The organism is Pseudomonas kermanshahensis, from assembly GCF_014269205.2.
Taxonomy (GTDB): Bacteria; Pseudomonadota; Gammaproteobacteria; order Pseudomonadales; family Pseudomonadaceae; genus Aquipseudomonas; species Aquipseudomonas kermanshahensis.
This window is the reverse complement of sequence record NZ_JABWRY020000001.1, coordinates 2,935,868-2,957,172: the sequence shown is the minus strand read 5'-3', so window position 1 is coordinate 2,957,172 and position 21,305 is coordinate 2,935,868. Positions and strand designations below refer to the sequence as shown.

Below are 21,305 nucleotides of genomic sequence, written 5' to 3'. Positions count from 1 at the left end.
GTAACCATCAAGCTGGCTCATGAGCAAGCGACGAATAGCCCGGGGCATGACACCAGTGATTGCACGCCCGTTCGTCGGTACAGTGGGGGCAAAGCGCCTGCCAGGCCTGCAGGCGGGTGAACAACGACCGAGACTACGGGTCTGTAGAAACACTGCGCTTGTGTGGAGAAGGGCGCTGTCATTTCTTCCACTTTTGGACAGATTTAGACCCATCAGTCGCTTTGTGTAAGGTTTTTGTAAAAGCGTCCGTTGTGCATACAAGGACCGGTATCGTGTTTGTACTGTCCAGTCCAAAGTAGCAAACGATGAACACACTTCCGTCGCAGCCCAGTGCTGAACGCGGGGCGTTCTCCAGTTTCGAGGCGTGTCGCAATACTCAGCAAGGCCCCGTGGTGATTCTGGCCTCGGGTGCTTCAGCCAGGCATTTCCCGCTGGCTGATTTTGCCCATCTGCCGATCATTGCCATGAACGGTTCAGTCGCCATGACAGCAGAGCATGGCGTGAAACCGTTTTTCTACGTGTGCACCGACAAAAGCTTCGGCCTGCAGCAACCTGATCTGTTTGCCACCGCCCTGCGTGACAGCCAACGGCTCGCGCTGTGGCCAGAGCAATTCGAGGGTGCCGACATACCAGCTGCTAGCGAATGCTATACCTTGCACAAGGCGCACACACCCGGCCTGCTCGACGGTGTGCGCGGGCACGGTGACAGTTGCGTCTGCAGCCGCGCATTGTGGAGCAAACGGGCACGGTCGATCGCCTTCAGCAAAGACTTGTCGCAGGGTTTTTTCGATGCCCGCACAGTCGCCTACGTGGCGCTGCAACTGGCTTATCACCTGGGGTTCGAAGAGGTGCTGCTGGTGGGGGTCGACCTTGACCAGACGGTGGGGCGCTTCTACGAGACCGAAGAAGGGCAACATTCACCGTGCGGACTGGACCAGCATTGGGACAGCCGCATCCTGCCGTCACTGACATTGATGGCGCGGCAAGTGGTCAATGAGCATTTTCACGTCTACAACCTGTCGGCGGCGTCGCGCATCCCGGCCGAACTGATCCCCAAGGTCAACCTGTCAGAAGCCAGGCGGATTGCCGGCTGCGGGATTGGTTGAGCAAGAAAGCGGGTGCGTGTGGCCTTGCGCCTGCGTAGAGTGCGCTGACCATCTCGCACCCTGCAGGAGCCCCCAATGTCCAGCGCCTTCACCTTCATGCAATCCCCCGTTGGCACGCTGACGCTGGTCGCCCGTGGCGAACGGCTGGCAGCCGTGCTCTGGGAGGAGGAGCGGGAAAACCGCGTGCGGCTCGGTGAGCTCCATCGTGATGACCGGTGCCCGGTACTGCTGGACACCGCCCGCCAGCTAGGCGAGTACTTTGCCGGCACGCGGCGACACTTCGACCTGGCGTTGGATTTTGCCGGTACGCCGTTTCAGCGCGAGGTGTGGGAGGCATTGCTGACCATTCCTTTCGGTGAAACCCGCAGTTACGGCGACATTGCCCGGCAGATCGGCAACCCTAGCGCGGTCCGTGCGGTAGGCGCGGCCAATGGCCGTAACCCGATCTCCATCATTGCGCCGTGCCACCGGGTAATTGGTGCTTCAGGCAACCTCACCGGCTTTGCCGGAGGGCTTCAGGCGAAGCAATACCTGCTGGCGCTGGAAGGCAGAGAAAGCCTGGCCTTGGCACTCTGAGCCCGGCAAACCTAAAAGATCCAGTTGGCGACCAGGCAGGCCACCAGCGCCAGCGCTGATCCGGCCATCAAGGTGTACTGACGGTGGGCCCGCCGGGCATGGGGCCGGACCTCTCGCAAGTATTCGCCAGCGGTGGGCGCACCCGGTCGATGGCGCAGGCCTTCGGCGATTTCGGCCAATTGACCCTGGATCAACAGCCCAACCAAGTAATGCGTGGATGCGTAGCTCGCCAGCGTCAACAACAGATACTTCACGCAGTCAGCACCCTCAGTGGCACAGCGGTCGCGCTGGAGTGGGTGGTATCCAGCAGAATCAGCCCTTCGCAGGTGTCATTCAGGCTGGCCAGCAGCCGACCCTGGTTATCCCAGGCCGCAGACCCACCTGCGCCGATGAACGTATCGGCAGGCCCCACGCAGTTGGCCAACAAGACGGTAAGGCCCAGCGTGCGGGCGACCTCCGGGTAATGCTCGTAGCCCTCACCAATGCCCTTGGCCGTTTTCGCCACACTGGCCAGGTACACTTGCGCGCCCTGTGCCCGCGCCTCGGCAGCATGTTCGATGAACATCGACTCGTAGCAGATGGCAGGCGCTACCCGGTGCTTGGCCACCTCGAGTACCAAGGGCTGATCGCCGGCGGCGAAGTAGGGCAGTTCATCGCCGTGCAGGCGCCGTTTGGCATACGCCTGGCGGGGCATGCCTGGGCTCAGGATCGGCATGCCGATGCGAATGCCGTGAGGCGTTGGCAAGGGCAGGCCCACGGCGACTGTGAGAGCATGCTGGTCGCACAGTGCCTGCAGTGGCTTTAGCCGTGGGGTGGATAACGGCAGGGCGAGCTGGCGGGCCAAGGTCGGCTCATAGCCGGTCAGTGACAGTTCAGGAAACACCACCAGCTCAGCACCCAGCGCCGCAGCCTGCTCGATGCAATACAGATGACGCGCAAGGTTGCCCTGAATATCGCCTTTGAGCGACGCCAGTTGCACGGCGCAAATCTTCATCAACAGCTCCTTCCCTGGTACAAGTCAAGGGCCGAGCATACGCCTGGCCGCAACACCTGTACCAGTGAAGGGTTTTTCAGGAAGGCGCGTGCGGTGCGAAGCGTTGGCGGAACCAGTCGTTCAGCATGGCCTTTTCGGCATACAGGCGGTCGCTGCTGCTGGTCACCCGCCCTGGGCGGCTGAGGTACATCTTGTCGCTGACCCGTTCCTGCGTTTGCTGGGCAGGTTTGCCGGGCTGGCTGAGGGTGTAGCTGAGGTCGATGGTCGGCCAGGTGATTTCGCGCATGAAGCGCACATCGTAGGCATTGCTGTGCCAAGGCTCGAAGCGCCCGGCCAGGTCGATGTCACGGATGTCGATAACCAGCTGCTGGTCAGCTTGCAAGTAACGCTGGCCGAGCTTCTGCAGGTACTCGGTCAGGGCCTTCATGACATAGGCATCGGCACCCCGTTCGTAGCCGGCACTGTCGAGGCTGGCATCGCGAAATTTTTCGGGATGGTCGAATCGCACCTCGACCTGCGCAGCCGGAGCACCTTGTGCCATGCTGTTCAATGACAGCGCCACGAGCACGGCACACACGAGGGCGGTACGCATGATGCACCTCCAAGGTGAAAGACGTGTCCTTTTATTCTACGCCTGCCATGACAGCACCCGCAGAGGAAGTTTGTAATGAGTCGGTTTCGGCGGGTAGCCGCCAACCCCCTGGGTCGAGACCTGGCGGTGGGTGATATCCACGGGCACTTCGGGCGCCTTGTTCGGTGCCTGCAAGCGGTTGGGTTCAACCCCGCAGTGGACCGCCTGTTCAGCGTCGGTGACCTGGTCGACCGCGGTCCGCTCAGCCACGCGGCGCTGGCATGGCTGGACCTGCCCTGGTTTCATGCCGTGCAGGGGAACCATGAGGCGCTGGCGGTTACCTACCTGCGCGGTGGCCGGCTCGACCTGGAGATGTACCACGCCGCCGGTGGTGGCTGGTTTCTTGAGCTGCCCAAGGCCGAGCAGCGACGCTTTGTCGAACGCTTCGAGCAATTGCCGATCGGCATGGAAGTTGAAAGTGCAGCGGGCCTGATCGGTCTGTTGCATGCCGACAGCCCCTTCGCCGATTGGCCCGTGTTACGTAGCTGGTTGGAACTGGATGACGACCCCGAGGTACGCGAAGTCTGCCAATGGTCGCGGCGCCGGCTGAAGGAGGGCGACACCCGGCCTGTGCACGGCATCCGTGCCTTGTTGGTCGGGCATACACCCGTGCTGCAGGTCAAACAGCTGGGCAATGTCTGGCACCTGGACACCGGCGGCTGGGCCAGCGGCCATTTCAGCCTGCTCGACCTGGCCACCCTTGAGCTGGTCAGCCCAGCGCAAGGTGCACAAGCAACCCCCCGGCCAACACCATCAGCATGACCCCCGAAGCCCGCTCCAGCCAGGGCAAGGCGCGGGCGAAGCGCTGCAACACGCGCTGGTTGCCGATGGCCACGGCGACCAGCAGGTCCCAGAGCAGCACGATGCAGAACATCCAGCCCGCATACACCACCTTCCAGCCGACACTGCTGCTGGCGACCATGCTGGCGAGGCTGGCGTAGAACAGCGCGTTCTTGGGGTTGAGAATGCCCGACAAAAAGCCCATCGCCAGGCTGCGCCACCCACTTGGTACAGCGCCATTGCCGGCCACTGCGGCCAGGTTGGAATGCCCGGCGTAGCGCAAGAATTGTGTGCCGATGTACAAAAGGTAAGCCGCACCGGCCAGTTGCAAAGCAATGAATAACGTGCTGCCTTCGCGCAAAATCGACAGGCCGGTAAAGGCCATGGCAATGAAGGCGCCATTGGCCAACGCGATACCCAGGCACGCGCCGCTGGCGGTGCGCCAACCGCCACTGATGGAGGTGCGGGCAACCAGGAAAAAGTCCGGGCCGGGTGACAGCAGGGCTAGGAAGTGGGCGAGGGCGACGATCAGGAACTGCTCCATGGGCGGGACGACTCCGGCAGGGGAAAACCGCAGTCTGGCGTCGAGCCTGGAGCCCGTATTGAAGATTATTGCGCGGGGCCTCAATGGCCTCGGTATTGCCCGGGCGTTACGCCCACGTGCGCCTTGAACACCCGCTGAAAGTGGCTTTGGTCGGCAAACCCAAGCTGATAGGCGACCTCTGCCAGCGCCAGGCCCTGGTTCAACAGAAGCCGACCGCGATTGACCCTGGCGTTGAGCAGGTAGGCATGGGGCGTCAGGCCGGTGGCTGCGCGAAACGCCCGGATCAGTTGATAACGCCCCAATCCCGTCTCCTGGGCCAACAACGTCAGGCTCAGTTGCGCAGGGTCCTCAGCCTCGATCCGCTCGACCAGGCCACTGAGCAGGGAGGCGCCCAGCGCCGGTGTCGCCTCCAGCGTCGGGTGCGAGCAGAAGTCCTGGTCCCCCATGAAAGCAATCAGCGCCGCCTCTTTCTCGCCGTTGCTCGCACTGGAGAACAACAAGGCATTCAGCGCGCAGAACTGGCCGTACAAGGCGGGCACATGGCTGATACGTGCAGGCTCACCCGCCTGCGCACCGCGCAGCCCAGACTCCAGGCGCAGTTGCGACAGCCAGTCGGCATCCACGTGCAGCATCTGGTAGCTCCAGGCCTGGCCAGGCGCCGGATTGCACGCATGCACACGCTTTGCCGGGACCATCACCAAAGTGCCGGGTGTCAGGCGTTGCTGACCACCGCTTGCGCCGGTAAACAGGCTGAAGCCGGCATCCACTGCGCCCATGGAAAAGGTCGGATGGCTATGCGCCTTGTAGCAGGCGCGGCTGTGGCAGGCGCGGCGGCTTTCGACGAAGGGCAGGGCAGTATCGCGCCAGACGCGGGCTTGTGAGCGGGGCATGAAAGGGTCCTCGACAGGAGCAAAAGCTTACCAGTAGCAGGGGACCCGTACAGTTTTTTCGGCTGGCTGTAACTTGACCCTGTGCGCGTCTGCGGTCGAAATAAGCGCTTGATGTCAGAGGACAATAAAAATGGATCTTGCCAGTTTGCTGCTGTTCATCCCCGCGTGCTTCGCCCTCAACATGGCGCCCGGGCCCAACAACCTGCTGTCGTTGCACAATGCCAGCCGCTACGGCCTGCGCACGGCCTGCGTGGCCGGTGGCGGGCGCATTGTCGCTTTCAGCGGCATGATTGCGCTGGCGGCCATGGGCCTGGCGGTGGTGCTGCATACCAGTGAATACTTGTTCCTCGCCATCAAGGTGATTGGTGCTGCCTACCTGTTCTACATTGCCTGGCAGCTGTGGCGGGCCCCTGTTGGTGAAGCCGTGGTGGCGGGTGATCACCCACGCGGCACCTGGCGCCTGGCGCGGCAGGAGTTCTGGGTGGCGGCGGGCAACCCGAAGGCCATCCTGATCTTCACAGCCTTCCTGCCGCAGTTCGTCTCGGTCGGCGGTGCTACCCCGGTCAGTGAGCAGTTCCTGTGGCTTGGCGTGCTGTTCCTGCTGCTGGAGTGGGCCGCCATCGCCATCTATGCGGGCCTTGGCGCCTATATGCAGCGCTGGTTCAGCCAACCTGGGCCGCGCCGGATGTTCAACCGGGTCAGCGCCTCCTTGCTGGGCTGCGCTGGCCTCGGTCTGCTGGCAGCGCGCCGTTAGAACTGCCAGCGCACACCCAGGTTCACGCCGCTGGCTTCCTGCTGGCGGCTGTCCAAGTTAGCGCTGTACTGCACGCCGCCGTGCAGGCTCAGCGCTTCACTCACTTGCACCACCACACCGCTTTCGAGTTGCACCGAGGTGTAGCGGTAGTCGGTCTTGATCGTGTCGAGGTCATCGAACGTCAGCGTGTCGCGGCCACCGTCGCCGTGCCACAGGTTGACCTGCGCATAAGGTTGCAGCAGGCGTCCACGGGTGCCAGTGAAGGTGCCTTCAAGGCGCGCACCCAAGCGCGCCGTTAGTTCAACCTGGGCGTCATGGCTGACGCGCGAGACGCTGTCACGAGCGGTGTCCAGCGAGACCTTCTGGGCGATCAACTGGGCTTGCGGCTCCACGGCCCAGCGTTGCGACAGGGCGATGGGGTAGCCGGACTCCAGTGACGCTGTCCAGGCATGGCCCTTGATGTTCAGCTTGTCACCACGGTGCGAGCGCGCCCGGCCATCCAGGTCGGTGTACTGCAGCACGGCATCCAGGTACCCGCGCTGCGGCCCGACCAGCGTCCAGTAAGCGCCGACGCTGTCGCCATCGAGCTTCAGGTCACCGACGCTGCGGTCTTGTACGGCCAGGGCAAACCCTTTGACGTCGGCGTCCAGGCGACTGTGGCTGACATACACGCCGACCTGTTGGCGATAGCCGCTGTCATTGACCTTGGCATACACGTCCTGGCCGACCTTGAAGCCATACAGGTCACCGTCCAGGCTGGGGCTGACCGTGCCGGTCCATTGCTGGCGCAGCGTGCCGCCGTAGGCCTGCCCCCAGCTGGCGGGGAGCCCGCCTTGGCCGGCCAACAACTGCTGGTCGCCCTGGCGCTGGTGAAAGGTGCCCAACGCTTGGCGGGCGATGATCGCGGCGCCTCTAGGGGCAGCGGCGTACACCGGGACTTCGGGGCGGTACAGCGCCAAGGGCTTGCCCTGTACGGGCGCAGGCAGTTCAGCTTGCCCGGGCGCCGCCGCAACCACAGGCGGGGTCGCTGCCGGTTCGATCACGGGTGGCTCGCCGGGCTGCGGTGCCGGCGCCGGAGCGGGCGGGGCGACTAAGGTCGAGCGCAGGTACCAGCTGTTTTCACTGCCTGCTGTGATACCACCCTTGAACAGGCGATAGTCGTAGGCACCAACCGAAAGCGTCTGGGTCTGGACGAAAGCGTCGTTCCGGCTGACAGCGCCTTCGCGGGCTTCGACTACTTGGATACCGTTCTGTGTGGTCGCCGCGCCTGCGCCCCCCAAGTTATTGACCAGCAGGCCAGTACTGCCAGCGATAACCCCGCGGCTGACGACCAGGCGGTCGGAGGCCGCGCCATCCCCGGCCAGCACGCTGTTCACGCGCAGGGTGCCGTTGTTGCCGGTGTAATCGCCTTGAATGCTCAAGCGCCCCTGGGCATCGTTGCCCTGCGACAGGTCTATCGTGCCGGCGTTTTCGACCGACACCTTGTTGCCGTTTTGGATACTCACGATGCTGCCTTGGCGTGCGATCAGCGCGCTGCTCGCATCGATTTTGAAGCTGCCTGTACCGGTCGCGGGGAGTGTGTCGGTGCCTAGGTCGCCCAAGGTGAGGGTGTCGTCGAGGGTGAATCGGCTGGCGTTGGTCAACGCCACGGATTCCCAGTTGGTGTACAACCCACCGCGCGTCACCTGGCTGCGGTTGAACACCAGGGTGTCATTGCCAGCGCCGCCGTCGACGCTGATGTTCAAGGCCTTGGCATCGAGGCTGTCGATTGTCGCGGAGTCATCGCCAATACCCATATCGACCCGGCCGCCGATGCTGCCGCCGGACCACGTGAAGGTGTCGTTGCCGGCGCTGGCGAGCACATTCCCCTTGAGCGAACCACCACTGATGGTAATGCGGTCCTGGCCGCCGCTGGTGCTGATATTGCCGCCAATCGAGCCCCCGCGCAGCAGGATCGTGTCGTTGCCAAAGCCGCTCACCAGGTTGCCGTCGATCTCGGTTGCAACGGCAGTGTCCTGGGACATTTCGAAGTAGTTGTCAGCGAGCTTCAAGTCGACTCGCCCTATCTGGCCGCCCGAAAAGATTGCATGATCGCCATCCTCGAACGCACCGATAATGCGCCCGCCCGACATTGTGAAAGTATCGAACCCTTGGCCCTGGTTCAGCGACTGGACCGTGCCCCCGCTCATGGTGAAGGTGTCGACCTGTTGGGTTTGCGAGATCGCCCCCAGGCTGTCGCCCGGCATGACGGTCAGTGAATCAGGGTAGCCAAGCGTCGGCAGTGCGAGCAGTGGCAACGCGGCAGGGGCAAGCAGGCGGTGATAACGCATCGGCAGGTCTCCGTGTCCTCAGAAGGGGACCACTGCCTGACGCGGCGCTTAGGCGCACCGTATCGGTCCTGCCTGAGTTGTAGGGAAATGCCTGACGTTGAACAACTGGCAATAATGCTAGGTGGCCTGTTGCTACCTAGGTGCTGTCAGTCGCGGTAGAAGGTTTGCACCAAGTGGTAGCCGAACTTGCTCTTGATCGGCCCATGCACCACGCGCAGCGGCTTTTTGAAGATGACCTGGTCGATGGCGCCGACCATCTGGCCAGGCCGCACCTCACCCAGGTCACCGCCGCGCTTGCCCGACGGGCAGGTGGAAAACTTCTTCGCCAGCACGTCGAAAGCCTCGCCATTGGCGATGCGCTGCTTGAGCTTTTCGGCTTCGTCAGCGGTCTTGACCAGGATGTGGCGGGCTTGAGCTTTCATGGGACACCTGTGCTTCGGGGTAAAAAAAAGGGCGCCATTATGCCTCATTGTGCAGCGCGTTGTGGTTGCGGAACTGCTCCAGCGCCTCCGGGTTGGCCAGGGCGTCGGTGTTTTTCACCGGCAGGCCATGAACCACATCACGTACCGCCAGCTCCACCAGCTTGCCGCTGATGGTGCGCGGGATGTCGTTGACCTGGGCAATCACCGCAGGCACATGGCGCGGCGTGGTGTATTGGCGTATCACCTGGCGAATGCGTTGGCGCAAGGCTTCATCCAGCTGCAGGCCGTCGCGCAGGCGCACGAATAGCACCACCCGCACATCGCCTTGCCAGTCCTGGCCGATGGCGACGCTTTCCAGCACCTCTTCGACCTTCTCCACCTGGCGGTAGATCTCTGCCGTGCCAATGCGCACCCCGCCAGGGTTGAGCACGGCATCGGAGCGGCCGTGGATGATCAGGCCACCGCTGGCACGCTGCTCGGCATAGTCGCCCTGGGCCCAGACCCCCGGAAACTGGCTGAAGTAGGCCGCGTGGTAGCGGCTGCCATCGGGGTCGTGCCAAAAGCCCAGCGGCATGGACGGAAACGGCTGCAGGCACACCAGTTCACCTTTTTCGTCATACACGTTCTGGCGTTGCGCGTTCCAGACCTCCACCGCCATGCCCAGCCCCTTGCACTGGATTTCGCCGCGATGCACCGGCAGCGTCGGGTTGCCCAGCACGAAGCAGGCAACGATGTCGGTGCCACCGGACATGGAGGCCAGGCATACATCGGCCTTGATCTTGCGGTAAACGTAATCGTAACTGTGCGGCGACAGTGGCGAGCCGGTCGACAGCAGCAGGCGCAAGCTGGTCAGGCGGTGCGTGGCGGCAGGCTCAAGGCCTTGCTGTTCGAGTGCGGCCAGGTACTTGGCGCTGGTGCCGAAGGCATGGATGCCCTCGGCGTCGATCAAGTCCAGCAGCCGCGCTGGCCCGGGGTGGAAGGGCGAGCCGTCATACAGCACCAGTGTGGCACCTACAGCCAGGCCGCTGGCTAGCCAGTTCCACATCATCCAGCCGCAGGTGGTGTAGTAGAACAGCACATCATCGGCCTTGAGGTCATTGTGCAGGCCGTGTTCCTTGAGGTGCTGCAGCAGCACCCCACCGGCGCGGTGGACGATGCACTTGGGTACGCCGGTGGTGCCGCTGGAGTAGAGGACGCACAGCGGATGATCGAACGGCAGCGGGGTGAAGCGAGGCATGCCGCCGGGCTGGAAAAAGACCTCCCACAGGTCGACACGGGACGCGTGGAATTCGTCGGCGCGGGTCCCGCTGCGGGTATGGGGTACCACGATCAGTTGCTCAAGGCCTGGTAATTGGGCGCAGACCTGGTTGACCTTGTCGACCTGATCGATGACCTTGCCGGCATAGTGGTAACCGGCGCAGACGATCAGCAATTTGGGACTGATCTGGCCGAATCGGTCGATGATGCCGTGCACGCCGAATTCGGGTGAAGCGCTGGACCAGATTGCGCCGAGGCTGGTGCAGGCCAGCATGGCTACCAGGGTTTCCCAGGTGTTGGGCATGATGGCGGCGATGCGGTCGCCCGGTTTCACACCAGAGGCCTCGAACGCCCGTTGCAGCCCCGCGACCTCGGCGGCCAACTGCGCATGGCTCAGCACTCGGCGCTGGCCGTCTTCGCGTACGGCGATCAATGCCGGGCGGTCGTCGCGCCGGCGCAGCAGGTGTTCGGCGTAATTAAGGGTGGCGCCGCTGAACCACTGGGCATCGGGCATTTGCGGGCCTTCGCGCAGCACGTGGCTCGGTGGCTGGTGCCAGTTAACGTGAAAGTACTCGGCAAGGCTCTGCCAGAAGGCTGAGCGCTGCTCGATGCTCCAGCGGTGCAGTGCCTGGTAGTCGTTTAATTCGAGGTTGTAGCGCAGGTTGACCCAGCGGCGAAACGCAACCATCCGGCTGGCCTCGATCTGCGCTGTGGAGGGGCTCCAGAGTACGTCATTCATGGCGAACCTCCAGTTGTTGCGGGAGGGGGGTAGGAGCAGCCTTGCGCTGCGAAGAGGCCAGTGAAGACACTGTAAATCTTCGGCGCTATTACTGGCCTCTTCGCAGCGCAAGGCTGCTCCTGCCTGTCAGCGTGATGCGAGCTTCTTATTCCACTTTAGCCTTCTGCACGTCTTGCGAGGCCGACCACACGCGGTAGCGCACCTCGACGTCCTTGGGCACATACACCACCACCGGCAACTTGCTGTTGTAGCGCAGCATGAAGCCTTCGCCGACCACCGGCACGAACGCATCGGTCTTCTTGCCATCCGGGCAGGCCATCAGGGTGCTCGCAGGGCCGCCGACCTTATCCAGGCGGTAGTAGCTGTAGCCCCAGCCTTCGAGCGTGCGTTCTTCGAGGCTACCCGCCAAGCGCTGGCGGTTGCAGTCGACCTTCAGCGTCTTGCCCGCGAGAATTTCCAGTTTATAGGCCGACTCGTCAGCCTGGGCCGGCAGGTGGATGACCTGCCGGGTGAAGCCTTTTTCCGCCTCAGGATAGGGCGCGATATCCTTCAAGCTGGCAGCCATCGCCGGGGCGGCGGCAGCCAGGGTCAAGGTCAGGATCGCGGACAGTGGGCGTGGGCGCATGTAGGCCTCCTTGCAGTTGAAAAGGGTGCAAGACCATTGCCAGGTCGTGGCCGGCCCTCACTGGGCCAGCCAGCCACCGTCGACATTCCAGGCGGCACCACGGACCTGGCTTGCGGCCTCGCTGCACAGAAATAGTACCAGCTCGCCCAGGTGCTCGGGGGTGACGAAGGCCAACGAAGGCTGCTTCTCGGCCAACAGGTCGTGTTGCGCCTGCTGCGGGTCTACACCCTTGGCGGCGCGGTCGTCGATCTGCTTTTGCACCAGCGGGGTCAGCACCCAGCCAGGGCAGATCGCGTTGCAAGTGACATTGCTGGCGGCCGTTTCCAGGCCCACGACCTTGGTCAGGCCCACCACGCCATGCTTGGCTGCCACGTAGGCGGCCTTGCCGGTCGAGCCGACCAGCCCGTGCACCGAAGCGATGTTGATGATCCGCCCCCAGTTGCGTGCACGCATGCCGGGCAGGGCCAGGCGGCTGCCATGGAACACCGCCGACAGGTTGAGGGCGATGATCTTGTCCCAGCTCTCCACGGGAAACTGTTCGACCGGCGCCACGTGCTGGATACCGGCGTTGTTGACCAGAATGTCGACACCGCCGAATTCATGCTCGGCCATGGCGAACAGGGCCTCTATCTGGGCTACATCCGACAGGTCGGCGGGGTGGTGGACGGCCTTCACGCCATGGCTGGTAATGCTGGCGATGGCCGGCGCCGGGTCGCCAAAACCGTTGAGCAGGATGTTGGCCCCGGCACGGGCCAGCACCTGGGCGATGCCAAGGCCGATACCGCTGGTGGAACCGGTGACGAGTGCAGTCTTGCCTTTGAGGGTCATGCGAATGCTCCCAGTGCAGGTTGTGGGTCTTTTTGTACGAGCAGCCTTGCGCTGCGAAGAGGCCGGTGGAAGCAGCTAAGATTTACAGGGGTTTCACTGGCCTCTTCGCAGCGCAAGGCTGCTCCTACAGGGGTCGTGCATTAACCATGTGGATCGAACGCTTCGCGCAGCGCATCGCCGATGAACACCAGCAGCGACAGAATCACCGCTAACGCGAAAAACGCAGTAAAGCCAAGCCAGGGCGCTTCCAGGTGCTGCTTACCCTGGGTCACCAGCTCGCCCAGCGAGGCGCTGCCGGCCGGCATGCCGAAGCCCAGGAAGTCCAGCGCAGTCAGGGTGGTAATGGCCCCGGTCAACATGAACGGCACATAGGTCAGCGTGGCGTTCATGGCGTTGGGCAGAATGTGCCGCAACATCACCTGGCTGTCTGGCAGGCCCAGCGCCCGCGCGGCTTTGACGTATTCCAGGTTGCGCCCGCGCAAAAACTCGGCGCGCACCACATCGACCAGGGTCAGCCACGAAAACAGCGCCATGATCCCCAGCAACCACCAGAAATCAGGCTCGACGAAGCCGCTAAGGATGATCAACAGGTACAGCACCGGCAACCCCGACCAGACCTCCAGCAAGCGCTGCCCCAGTAGGTCGACCCAGCCGCCGTGGTAGCCCTGCAAGGCTCTGGCCGTCACGCCGATCAGCACGCTGACTAGGGTCAAGGCAAAGGCGAACAGCAGCGACACTCGGGTACCGTACAGCACCCGGGCCAGCACATCGCGCCCCTGGTCGTCGGTGCCCAGCCAATTGCTGGTACTGGGTGGGCTGGGGGTGGGCACTTGCAGGTCGTAGTTAGGGGTGTCGGCACTGAAGGGGATGGGGGCGAACAGCATCCAGCCGCCCTGGGCCTCGATCAATTGGCGCACGTAGGCACTGCGGTAATCTGGCTGGAACGGCAATTGGCCGCCGAACTGCTGTTCGGTGTAACGCTTGAGCGCCGGGGTGTACAGCTCGCCCTTGTAACCCAGCAGCAAGGGCTTGTCGTTGGCCACCAGCTCTGCGCCCAGGCTCAGCAGCAATAGCGCTGCGAACAGCCACAGCGATACCCAGCCGAGGCGGTTGCGGCGAAAGCGTTGCAGGCGGCGGCGTGACACGGGCGAGAGCATCAGTTGGCCCTCGTGTCGAAGTCGATACGCGGGTCGAGCAGGGTGTAGCACACATCGCCGATCAGACGGATCAACAAGCCCGCCAGGGTAAAGATGAACAGCGTGCCGAAGACCACCGGGTAGTCACGCGACACGGCGGCTTCGTAACTCATCCGGCCAAGGCCATCGAGGGAGAAGATTACTTCGATGAGCAGCGAACCTGCAAAAAACACCGTGATCAGTGCCTGGGGCAGCCCGGCCACCACCAGCAGCATGGCATTGCGCAACACGTGGCCGTACAGCACGCGCCGCTCGCTCAGCCCCTTGGCCCGGGCGGTGACCACGTACTGGCGGGAGATCTCGTCAAGGAATGCATTCTTGGTCAGCAGGGTCAGGGTGGCGAAGCCGCCGATCACCAGTGCGCCGACCGGCAGCACCAGGTGCCAGAAATAGTCGGCGACCTTGCCCAGCAGGCTGAGCTGGTCGAAGTTTTCCGACACCAGGCCGCGCACCGGGAACCAGTTCAGCGACGTGCCGCCGGCGAACAGCACGATCAGCAACAGGGCGAACAGGAACGAGGGCAGGGCGTAGCCGATCACGATCAGTGCGCTGCTCCAGGCATCGAAGCGGCTGCCATGGCGCACCGCCTTGCGGATACCCAAGGGGATAGAAACCAGATAGGTGATGAGCGTGGCCCAGAAGCCGAGCGACAGGGTGACCGGGAGCTTGTCGAGGATCAGGTCGGTGACCTTGGCCCCACGAAAGAAGCTCTGGCCGAAGTCGAGGCGGGCGTACTGGCTGAGCATCAGCCAGAGGCGCTCGGGGGCTGATTTATCGAAACCGTATTGGTGTTTGATCGCCTCGATCAGCTTGGGGTCCAGGCCGCGGGTGGCCCGTGACTCGCCATGCGCCACCTCGGCCCGGGCGCCTGGTGCGCCGCCGCCGATACCCTGCAGCCGCGCCACCGCTTGCTCCACCGGGCCACCAGGCGCCGCCTGGACGATCGCGAAATTGACCAGCAGGATCGCCAGCAGCGTCGGAATGATCAGCAACAGGCGCCGCAGAATATAGGCCGTCATGGTGAGGCCTTCAGGCGTTCGGCCATCTGCGCGTTGGTCAGCGGGGTAGGGCTGACTTCCCACCAGGTGTCGAGGCCTTCGTCATAGGTGGCCTGAACCTTGGGCAAGCCAAAGCGGTTCCACCAGGCCGTGGAGCTGCCGGGCGGGTAGTAGTTGGGGATCCAGTAGTAGTTCCACTGCAGCACGCGGTCCAGGGCATGGGCATGGCGCAGCATGTCGGCTTGCGTGCTGGCGCGTACCAGGCCGTCGATCAGGCTGTCCACTGCAGGGTCCTGCAGCACCATCAGGTTGTTCGAGCCGGGGTCGTGGGCCGCTGCCGAACCGAAGTAGTTGTACAGCTCGGCCCCCGGCGACAGCGTGACTGGGTAGCCGGTCACGATCATGTCGTAGTCACGCGCCATCAGGCGGTTGACGTATTGGGCCGAGTCGACATTGCGGATGTTCAGGGTGACGCCGATCTGCGCCAGGTTGCGCTTCCATGGCAGCAGCAGGCGTTCCAGGCCAGCCTGGCCGTTGAGGAAGGTGAATTCCAGCGGCTCGCCTTGGGCGTTCACCAGGCGGTCACCCTCGGGGTGCCAGCCGGCTTGCTGCAACAAGGCCAACGCTTGCAGCTGTTGCGTGCGGATGATGCCCGTGCCATCGGTGACCGGGGCGGTGAACACGCGGTCGAAGACCTCATCTGGCACCTTGCCGCGTAATGGCTCCAGCAGTTCGAGTTCGCTGACGTCGGGCAATACGCGGGCGGCCAGTGGGGTGTTGGAAAACACGCTCTGCTGGCGGATGTAGAGGTTGCGCATCATCTGCCGGTTGCTCCACTCGTAGTCCCAGAGCATGCCCAGCGCCTGGCGCACGCGGCGGTCGCGAAACGGCGGTTTGTCCAGGTTGAACACATAACCTTGGGCAACCTGCGGTTTGGCCGGGCCCAGGTGCGCGCGCTGCAGACGGCCGTCGTCCAGCTGCGCGCCGTTGTAGCCGAGGGTGTAGGCCGTGGCAGAAAACTCGCGGTTGTAATCGTAGCCGCCCCCTTTCAGCACCTGCCGCGCCACTTCGGTGTCGCCGAAGTATTCGATGCGCAGCGTGTCGAAATTGTAGCGGCCACGGCTGACGGGGAGGTCTTTGGCCCACCAGGTTGGGTCACGTTCAAAGCTGATGCTGCGGCCATTGTCGATCTGGCCGATGCGGTACGGGCCGCTGCCGACCGGTTTGTCGAAGCCGGCGCCGTTGGCGAAATCGCGTTGTTGCCAGTCATGCTCGGGCAGCACCGGCAGGCTGGCCAAGTCCAAGGGCAGGGTGCGGCCATGGGGTTGCCTGAAGTCGAAGCGCACGCGATGCGGGCCCTCTACGGTAACCCCAGCGACCTCGGCGAACTGGGTGCGGTACTTGAGGCTGCCTTTGCTCATCAGCAGCTCGAAGGTAAAGCGTACGTCTTCGGCGCGCACCGGCTTGCCGTCGGCGAAGGTGGCGCGGGGGTCGATCTCGAAGCGCAGCCAGGCATCGTCCGGGCCACGTTCCATGCGCCGGGCAATCAGGCCGTAGACGGTGTAGGGTTCATCGAATGAGCGCACGGCCAATGGCGCGTACAGCCAACCATCGACTTCGTTGACGCCGATGCCTTTGTCGATGTACGGCAGAACATGGTCGAACTGGCCAATCTCCATGGCCGAGCGGCGCAATATGCCGCCCTTGGGGGCGTTGGGGTTGGTGTAGTCGAAATGGTGGAAGTTTTGGTTGTAGCGGGGGGCTTCGCCGTAGACGGTCAACGCGTGGGTGGGTGCAGCGTGGGTGTTGACGGAAAAGCACAGAAACAAAACCAGCCAGCCCAGGCGATACAAGCCCTTGTAGGAGCAGCCTTGTGCTGCGAAGGCGTCAGCACGGTCAACGAAATTGCCCGGCCGGGCCACTTCACAGCGCAAGGCTGCTCCTACAGAGGCTGAGTCGTTCCTGAGGAACAACCTGGTATCAGTCCTGACGGCTGGTCACTTCCAGCAGGTGATAACCGAACTGGGTTTTCACGGGGCCCTGGACAACGTTCAGCGGCGCGCTGAAGACCACGGTATCGAACTCACGCACCATCTGGCCCGGGCCGAACGAGCCCAGGTCACCGCCTTGGCGGCTGGATGGGCAGGTGGAGTTGGCCTTGGCGACTTCGGCGAAATCGGCACCAGCTTCGATCTGGGCTTTCAGTTCGTTGCATTTGTCTTCGCTGCTGACCAGGATGTGGCGGGCGGTGGCACGTGCCATGGGTACTGCTCCTTAGGGTAAAAACGCAAGCCTAGCGCACTTGTTCGGGAAATGTCTCGCAAGGCTTGCTAGCGGCTTCCTACAGTTTTTGTGCCGCCTCGCGCAACAGGGTTTCAGTCGACGCCCAACCCAGGCAGCCATCGGTGATCGACACGCCGTACTTCAGTGCGCCTTTGCCCAGGGACTGGCAGCCATCGAACAGGTGCCCTTCGATCATCACGCCGACAATCGAACGGTCACCGGCCACGCGCTGTGCCAGCACGTTCTCGAATACCGCGGGCTGCTGCGCTGGGTCCTTGCCGCTGTTGGCATGGCTGCAATCGACCATGATCCGCGCCTGTAACCCCACTTTGGCCAACCCTTGGCGGGCCTGGGCGATGCTCGTGGCATCGTAGTTCGGGCCTTTATGGCCGCCGCGCAACACCAAATGGGTGTCGGGGTTGCCCAGGGTCTCGATGATGGCCGGGTAGCCCTGCGCATCCATGCCGAAATGGCGGTGCGGGTGCGCGGCGCTGCGCATGGCGTCGCAGGCGACGCCAATCCCGCCGTCGGTGCCATTCTTGAAGCCCACAGGCAGTTCCAGGCCACTGACCATTTCACGGTGCACCTGCGACTCGGTGGTGCGTGCACCGATCGCGGCCCAGCCCAGCAGGTCGTCGAAGTAGCCCGCGGCCATCGGTTGCAGCAGCTCGGTGGCAATGGGCAGGCCGCGCTCGATCATGTTCAGCATCAGGCCGCGCGACAAGGCGATACCGGCGTGCATGTCATCGCTGCCATCGAGGTGCGGGTCGTAGGCCAGGCCTTTCCAGCCCACCGTGGTGCGGGGTTTTTCGACGTAGGCGCGCATCACCAGCAGCAGCTTGTCATCCACTTCGCGGCTCAGCGCGGCCAGGCGGTCGGCGTATTCCAGCGCCGAGCGAGGGTCGTGAATCGAGCAGGGGCCTACCACTACCAACAGGCGTTGGTCGCGGCCTTCGAGAATGGCGCGGATGGCCTGGCGGTGGGCATGGACTTGCTGAGTCAGCTCAGCGGACAGCGGCATTTGCTGCTTGAGCAGGTGGGGGCTGGGCAGGCGCTGGCTGACGGTAGTATTGGCAGCTTGCGGTTGGTTCAGGGGCAGGGCGAGGTTCGAGGCTTGCATGGCGTTTTTCCCTGGGCGGACGGCGGGTTCTGGCCCGCGTCGTCGGCCCTATCGAGGTGTTCGACAGATCGTTGTAGGTGTGTTGGCTGCAGCGTTGCCACCCTTGAAGGACCGATCGGAGGCGGCAGGCTGGCCCGAACGGGATTGGCTAAATCGCCAGGCATAGGTGTTTGCGCAGTAATAAGTGGCGTAGTTCATGAATCTGTCCTCAAGGTAAATCGGTAATGTTCAAAAGCCTGAAAAGCAAAACCCCCGGTCGGGGAGCCGACCGGGGGTTTGAGTATTCTCATGTTCGGCGGCCCCTCGAAAGTGGGCGCCGTGTGGGTATCAGCGGCGCCTAGTGGCTAAACCAATACCCAAAATAAAAGCTGACAGGAGCCTTGCAACCGGCAACGGCCAGCACAGGGCGCAGGGTGCGACCGGTGTGATTGGCATGATTGCAGGTGCGTTTCGGCATGTTGCTCTCCAGTGAATGAGCCCGAGCTTACTTCAGATCAGGCGCGGCGTTCAATGGGTAAATGCAATGACGTTGATCATTGCCGGTAATGGGGGCCATGGCCTGTTCAGTGGCCGTAACGCCCCACCAAGGTTTGCGCGCCCAAGGCATGGTCTTGCAGCAACTGCAGTAGCCCATTGCGGTCCAGGTCTGCTGGCAGGATGCCGGGTTCGAGGTCGGTTGCAATCAACGTCAGCGCGTAGTGGTGCGGGTTGTCCCCGGCGGGCGGGCATGGGCCACGGTAGCTGGCGGTGCCGCGGGAGTTGCGTCCCACCGTCACGGCAGGGCTGGTCAGTCCGGCCACGCCTTCTTTCAAGCCATCCAGGCCTGGGTCGATGTTATAGGCGACCCAGTGCACCACCCCCAGGCCTTTGCCGCCATCCGGGTCGAACATCACCAGCGCCAGCGAGCGCGTCCCGGCGGGCAGGTTGTCCCAGCTCAGTTGCGGGGTGCGTTCTTCACCTGCGCCGCAGGCCGGGTCTGGCCCGACCTGTTGCAGGGCAATCACGCCACCGTCGGTGAAGGAGGAAGAACTGATCGACAGTGCGCCAGAGCCCGGCCCGGCGGCCAGTACGCTGAAAGGCAGCAGGGCAGCGAGCAGCCAGGGTTTGGCGTTCATGGCAACTCCTTGGCAGGGCGATGGAGCGCAGTGTAGTCCAGCCGAGCCTCAACGGCTGTCCTGGTCCTCAGCGGTACCGCCATCGTAGCCGGCACCGGAACCTGTGGCTTCGCCGGTGCTGTTGGAGCCGCCACTGGCGCCGTCTGCGGCATCGGTGCCGGTGTTGCTGCTGTCGTTGTCCTGGCCGCTGCCGGGGCTGTTGACGCTGCTTCCGTCACCTGCGGTCTTGCCGCCGGACTGGTCGGTTTGTGGGCGGGTGTCGGTATTGGTGGGTTCGGTGGCAGCGAAGCTGGTGCCGGTGATGGCGCCCAGGGCCAAGGCCAGGCACAGCGAAAGGGGGCGAATGCGGATCATGATGAATCTCCCGTGCGGATGATCTGTCATTCGTTTGGCTGGAGCAGGGCGGCGCGGTGCCCTCTGGGCGACGGGTGGTCACCCAGGAACACGCGTTTTCTGTGTAGGAGCAGCCTTGTGCTGCGAAGAGGCCGGTGACCACACAACAGATCTTCGCTGCTATCACTGGCCTCTTCGCAGCACAGGGCTGCTCCTACCGAGGTGGGGTTATCGGGTTTCGGCTTGCGCTGCCCCTGTGCCTTGCACCGGCTCCAGCGGCGGATGCTCTTGCGCGGCATGCATCAGGTCTTCAGTCACCCGCAACTCGGCACCAGTGGGCGAGAAGGTGGTGGAGGCCGCGAACGGCGCCGGGTGCTCGGCCGCCGGGCGCTTGCCTCGGCGCCACAGGAAGAAGCTGACCATGGCCAGGTTGACCGCTGCAAAGGCCCAGAACAGCCCGGCCTCGCCAAACGACGTCATCATCGGCGAAATCGCCAGCGGCGCCAGCGCCGAACCCAGCGAGTTGATCAGCAGCAGGCCCTGGATCATCGGCACCAGCGCGTCGGACGGTGCACGGTCGGCAGCGTGGCTGACCGCTACCGGGTACAGGGCGAACACGCCGCCACCCAGCAGGAACAGCATTGCGGGCAGCAATGACGATTCAGACGGCAAGAACACCGTAATCAACGACAGCACCACGCACAGGCCGGCCAGGGCAATCAGCACATCCTGGCGGTCCTTGCGGTCGGACCAGCGCCCAACCGGGTACTGCAGCAGCATCGCACCCAGGATCACCCAGGCCATCATGCTGCCGACCTCGCCCACGTCCAGGCCAATACGTTGGAGGTACAGCGGCAGCAGCGCATAAATGCCGGCAATCGCCACCCCCGAACCGAAGCAGCCGACCAAACCCGACGGCGCCACCCCCAGCAGTTGGCGGGGCTTCAGCGGTTCGACCTGGTCCAGCAGTGGCGACACCCGCGGCAGGATCACGATCGGCAGCACCGACAGCGCCGCCAGCATGCCCGCGAGCATGAACGGCGCGGTGTCGCCCAGGCGGGTGATTTCGCCAAGGCCTGCCTGGGCAATAACGCCGGCGCCGTAGAAGGCAATCATGTACAGCGCCAGCAAGCGGCCACGGATTTTCGCGTCGCCGGCCAGCAGCAACCAGCTCTCGATCACCAGGAACACGCCCACCGCAGCCCAGCCGTTGATCAGGCGCAGGATCGACCACCACGTAGTGTCGTAAAACAGCCCTTGCAACAGGATGGTCGCGGCGATCAGCGAGGCGAAGCTGGTGTAGGCGCGGATATGGCCGATGCGCAGGATCAGCCGGTCATTGAAGATCGCGCCAAGGGTCAAGCCAATGAAGTAACTGGACGACACAATACCGATGGTGGTGGCTGATTCACCGGCCGCGCCCAGGCGCAGGGTGGTCAGGGAAGACATGAAACCGTTGCCCAGGGCAATGATGAAAAGCCCGAGCAGGGGCGCCAGCGCCATGGCCAGCAAACGCGGAGACATACGTACCTCAAGTTGGATGAGCGGAATGAGCGCCTCTTCGGACGCGCACGCCAACTGGGCCCGAAAGGGGGCCAAGAGGCTGCACGGATGTGCCTGGGCTGGATGCGACCTGGGCAAGACTCAACCGCTGGGCCGTAAGGGAGCTGGGCCGGGCGGGGTCGGTTGAGCCTATTTCACATGGGCGGTCATGTGTTCAGGCGCGGACTCTGTCATTGCTGCCGGTTGCCACCGTTCAAGGCGACGGGCGAAAAGGAACCGCG

Annotated in this window: 22 protein-coding genes; 4 read left to right on the top strand and 18 right to left on the bottom strand. The window is 63.6% G+C overall.

Features of this window, described 5'->3' with window-relative positions; all coding sequences use genetic code 11:
• Positions 1–305 precede the first annotated feature (305 nt).
• Positions 306–1,106: a lipopolysaccharide biosynthesis protein gene (locus HU764_RS13350; protein ID WP_186676750.1), complete on the top strand. Its 801-nt coding sequence runs from the start codon at positions 306–308 to the stop codon at positions 1,104–1,106.
• Positions 1,107–1,181: 75 nt separating this feature from the next.
• Positions 1,182–1,682, top strand: a complete 501-nt coding sequence (locus HU764_RS13345; RefSeq protein WP_186702614.1) for a methylated-DNA--[protein]-cysteine S-methyltransferase — start codon at positions 1,182–1,184, stop codon at positions 1,680–1,682.
• An 11-nt stretch (positions 1,683–1,693) separates the two neighbouring features.
• On the opposite strand, the gene HU764_RS13340 is transcribed toward HU764_RS13345, so the two are convergent.
• From HU764_RS13340 to HU764_RS13330, 3 genes are all read right to left on the bottom strand, one after another.
• Positions 1,694–1,936: a hypothetical protein gene (locus HU764_RS13340; protein ID WP_186676753.1), complete on the bottom strand. Its 243-nt coding sequence runs from the start codon at positions 1,934–1,936 to the stop codon at positions 1,694–1,696.
• The gene (locus HU764_RS13335; RefSeq protein WP_186676754.1) at positions 1,933–2,676 is read right to left on the bottom strand and encodes a carbon-nitrogen hydrolase family protein; all 744 of its coding nucleotides are present in this window, start codon (positions 2,674–2,676) and stop codon (positions 1,933–1,935) included. Before HU764_RS13335 ends, HU764_RS13340 begins: the two co-directional genes overlap by 4 nt.
• 76 nt (positions 2,677–2,752) lie before the next feature.
• Positions 2,753–3,268, bottom strand: coding sequence for a DUF3016 domain-containing protein (locus HU764_RS13330; protein WP_186702613.1), 516 nt, complete (start codon positions 3,266–3,268; stop codon positions 2,753–2,755).
• 75 nt (positions 3,269–3,343) lie between these two features.
• Between HU764_RS13330 and HU764_RS13325 the strand changes: the two genes are divergently transcribed.
• Positions 3,344–4,069: a metallophosphoesterase gene (locus HU764_RS13325; RefSeq protein WP_099429480.1), complete on the top strand. Its 726-nt coding sequence runs from the start codon at positions 3,344–3,346 to the stop codon at positions 4,067–4,069.
• Here HU764_RS13325 and HU764_RS13320 read toward each other — a convergent pair.
• Positions 4,017–4,631: a LysE family translocator gene (locus HU764_RS13320; protein WP_186702612.1), complete on the bottom strand. Its 615-nt coding sequence runs from the start codon at positions 4,629–4,631 to the stop codon at positions 4,017–4,019. The two genes, HU764_RS13325 and HU764_RS13320, sit on opposite strands and share 53 nt — an antisense overlap.
• Before the next feature lie 80 nt (positions 4,632–4,711).
• Positions 4,712–5,521, bottom strand: coding sequence for a helix-turn-helix transcriptional regulator (locus HU764_RS13315; protein ID WP_186702611.1), 810 nt, complete (start codon positions 5,519–5,521; stop codon positions 4,712–4,714).
• Positions 5,522–5,651: 130 nt separating this feature from the next.
• Between HU764_RS13315 and HU764_RS13310 the strand changes: the two genes are divergently transcribed.
• A complete protein-coding gene (locus HU764_RS13310; protein ID WP_027594859.1) occupies positions 5,652–6,275 on the top strand; it encodes a LysE family translocator in 624 nt (207 codons plus the stop codon).
• Here the strand turns inward: HU764_RS13310 and HU764_RS13305 are convergent.
• The 13 genes from HU764_RS13305 to HU764_RS13245 form a co-directional block, all read right to left on the bottom strand.
• Positions 6,272–8,605 (bottom strand): autotransporter family protein, encoded by a 2,334-nt coding sequence (locus tag HU764_RS13305; protein WP_186702610.1) that lies wholly within the window; start codon positions 8,603–8,605, stop codon positions 6,272–6,274. The genes HU764_RS13310 and HU764_RS13305 overlap by 4 nt on opposite strands.
• Positions 8,606–8,751: 146 nt before the next feature.
• A complete protein-coding gene (locus HU764_RS13300) occupies positions 8,752–9,027 on the bottom strand; it encodes a peptidylprolyl isomerase (RefSeq protein WP_009686637.1) in 276 nt (91 codons plus the stop codon).
• 37 nt (positions 9,028–9,064) lie between these two features.
• Entirely contained in the window at positions 9,065–11,023 is a 1,959-nt protein-coding gene (locus HU764_RS13295; protein WP_186702609.1) for an acetoacetate--CoA ligase, read from the bottom strand.
• 145 nt (positions 11,024–11,168) lie between these two features.
• Entirely contained in the window at positions 11,169–11,648 is a 480-nt protein-coding gene (gene eco, locus HU764_RS13290) for a serine protease inhibitor ecotin (protein WP_186676783.1), read from the bottom strand.
• 57 nt (positions 11,649–11,705) lie between these two features.
• Positions 11,706–12,476, bottom strand: a complete 771-nt coding sequence (gene hbdH / locus HU764_RS13285; protein WP_186702608.1) for a 3-hydroxybutyrate dehydrogenase — start codon at positions 12,474–12,476, stop codon at positions 11,706–11,708.
• Positions 12,477–12,616: 140 nt separating this feature from the next.
• Positions 12,617–13,633, bottom strand: a complete 1,017-nt coding sequence (locus HU764_RS13280; protein ID WP_186702607.1) for an ABC transporter permease — start codon at positions 13,631–13,633, stop codon at positions 12,617–12,619.
• Positions 13,633–14,691, bottom strand: coding sequence for a microcin C ABC transporter permease YejB (locus HU764_RS13275; RefSeq protein WP_027594865.1), 1,059 nt, complete (start codon positions 14,689–14,691; stop codon positions 13,633–13,635). The genes HU764_RS13280 and HU764_RS13275 overlap by 1 nt, the downstream gene beginning before the upstream one ends.
• Positions 14,688–16,523, bottom strand: a complete 1,836-nt coding sequence (locus HU764_RS13270) for an extracellular solute-binding protein (RefSeq protein ID WP_225935723.1) — start codon at positions 16,521–16,523, stop codon at positions 14,688–14,690. The genes HU764_RS13275 and HU764_RS13270 overlap by 4 nt, the downstream gene beginning before the upstream one ends.
• A 127-nt stretch (positions 16,524–16,650) precedes the next feature.
• On the bottom strand, positions 16,651–16,932 hold the full coding sequence (locus HU764_RS13265; RefSeq protein ID WP_027594867.1) for a peptidylprolyl isomerase: 282 nt from the start codon (positions 16,930–16,932) through the stop codon (positions 16,651–16,653).
• Positions 16,933–17,011: 79 nt separating this feature from the next.
• Positions 17,012–18,073 (bottom strand): 3-deoxy-7-phosphoheptulonate synthase, encoded by a 1,062-nt coding sequence (locus HU764_RS13260; protein WP_186676788.1) that lies wholly within the window; start codon positions 18,071–18,073, stop codon positions 17,012–17,014.
• A gap of 563 nt (positions 18,074–18,636) precedes the next feature.
• Positions 18,637–19,188 (bottom strand): YbhB/YbcL family Raf kinase inhibitor-like protein, encoded by a 552-nt coding sequence (locus HU764_RS13255; RefSeq protein ID WP_027594869.1) that lies wholly within the window; start codon positions 19,186–19,188, stop codon positions 18,637–18,639.
• Between the two features lie 48 nt (positions 19,189–19,236).
• The gene (locus HU764_RS13250) at positions 19,237–19,542 is read right to left on the bottom strand and encodes a hypothetical protein (RefSeq protein WP_099453998.1); all 306 of its coding nucleotides are present in this window, start codon (positions 19,540–19,542) and stop codon (positions 19,237–19,239) included.
• Positions 19,543–19,749: 207 nt separating this feature from the next.
• A complete protein-coding gene (locus HU764_RS13245; protein ID WP_099453999.1) occupies positions 19,750–21,045 on the bottom strand; it encodes an MFS transporter in 1,296 nt (431 codons plus the stop codon).
• Positions 21,046–21,305: the final 260 nt, after the last annotated feature.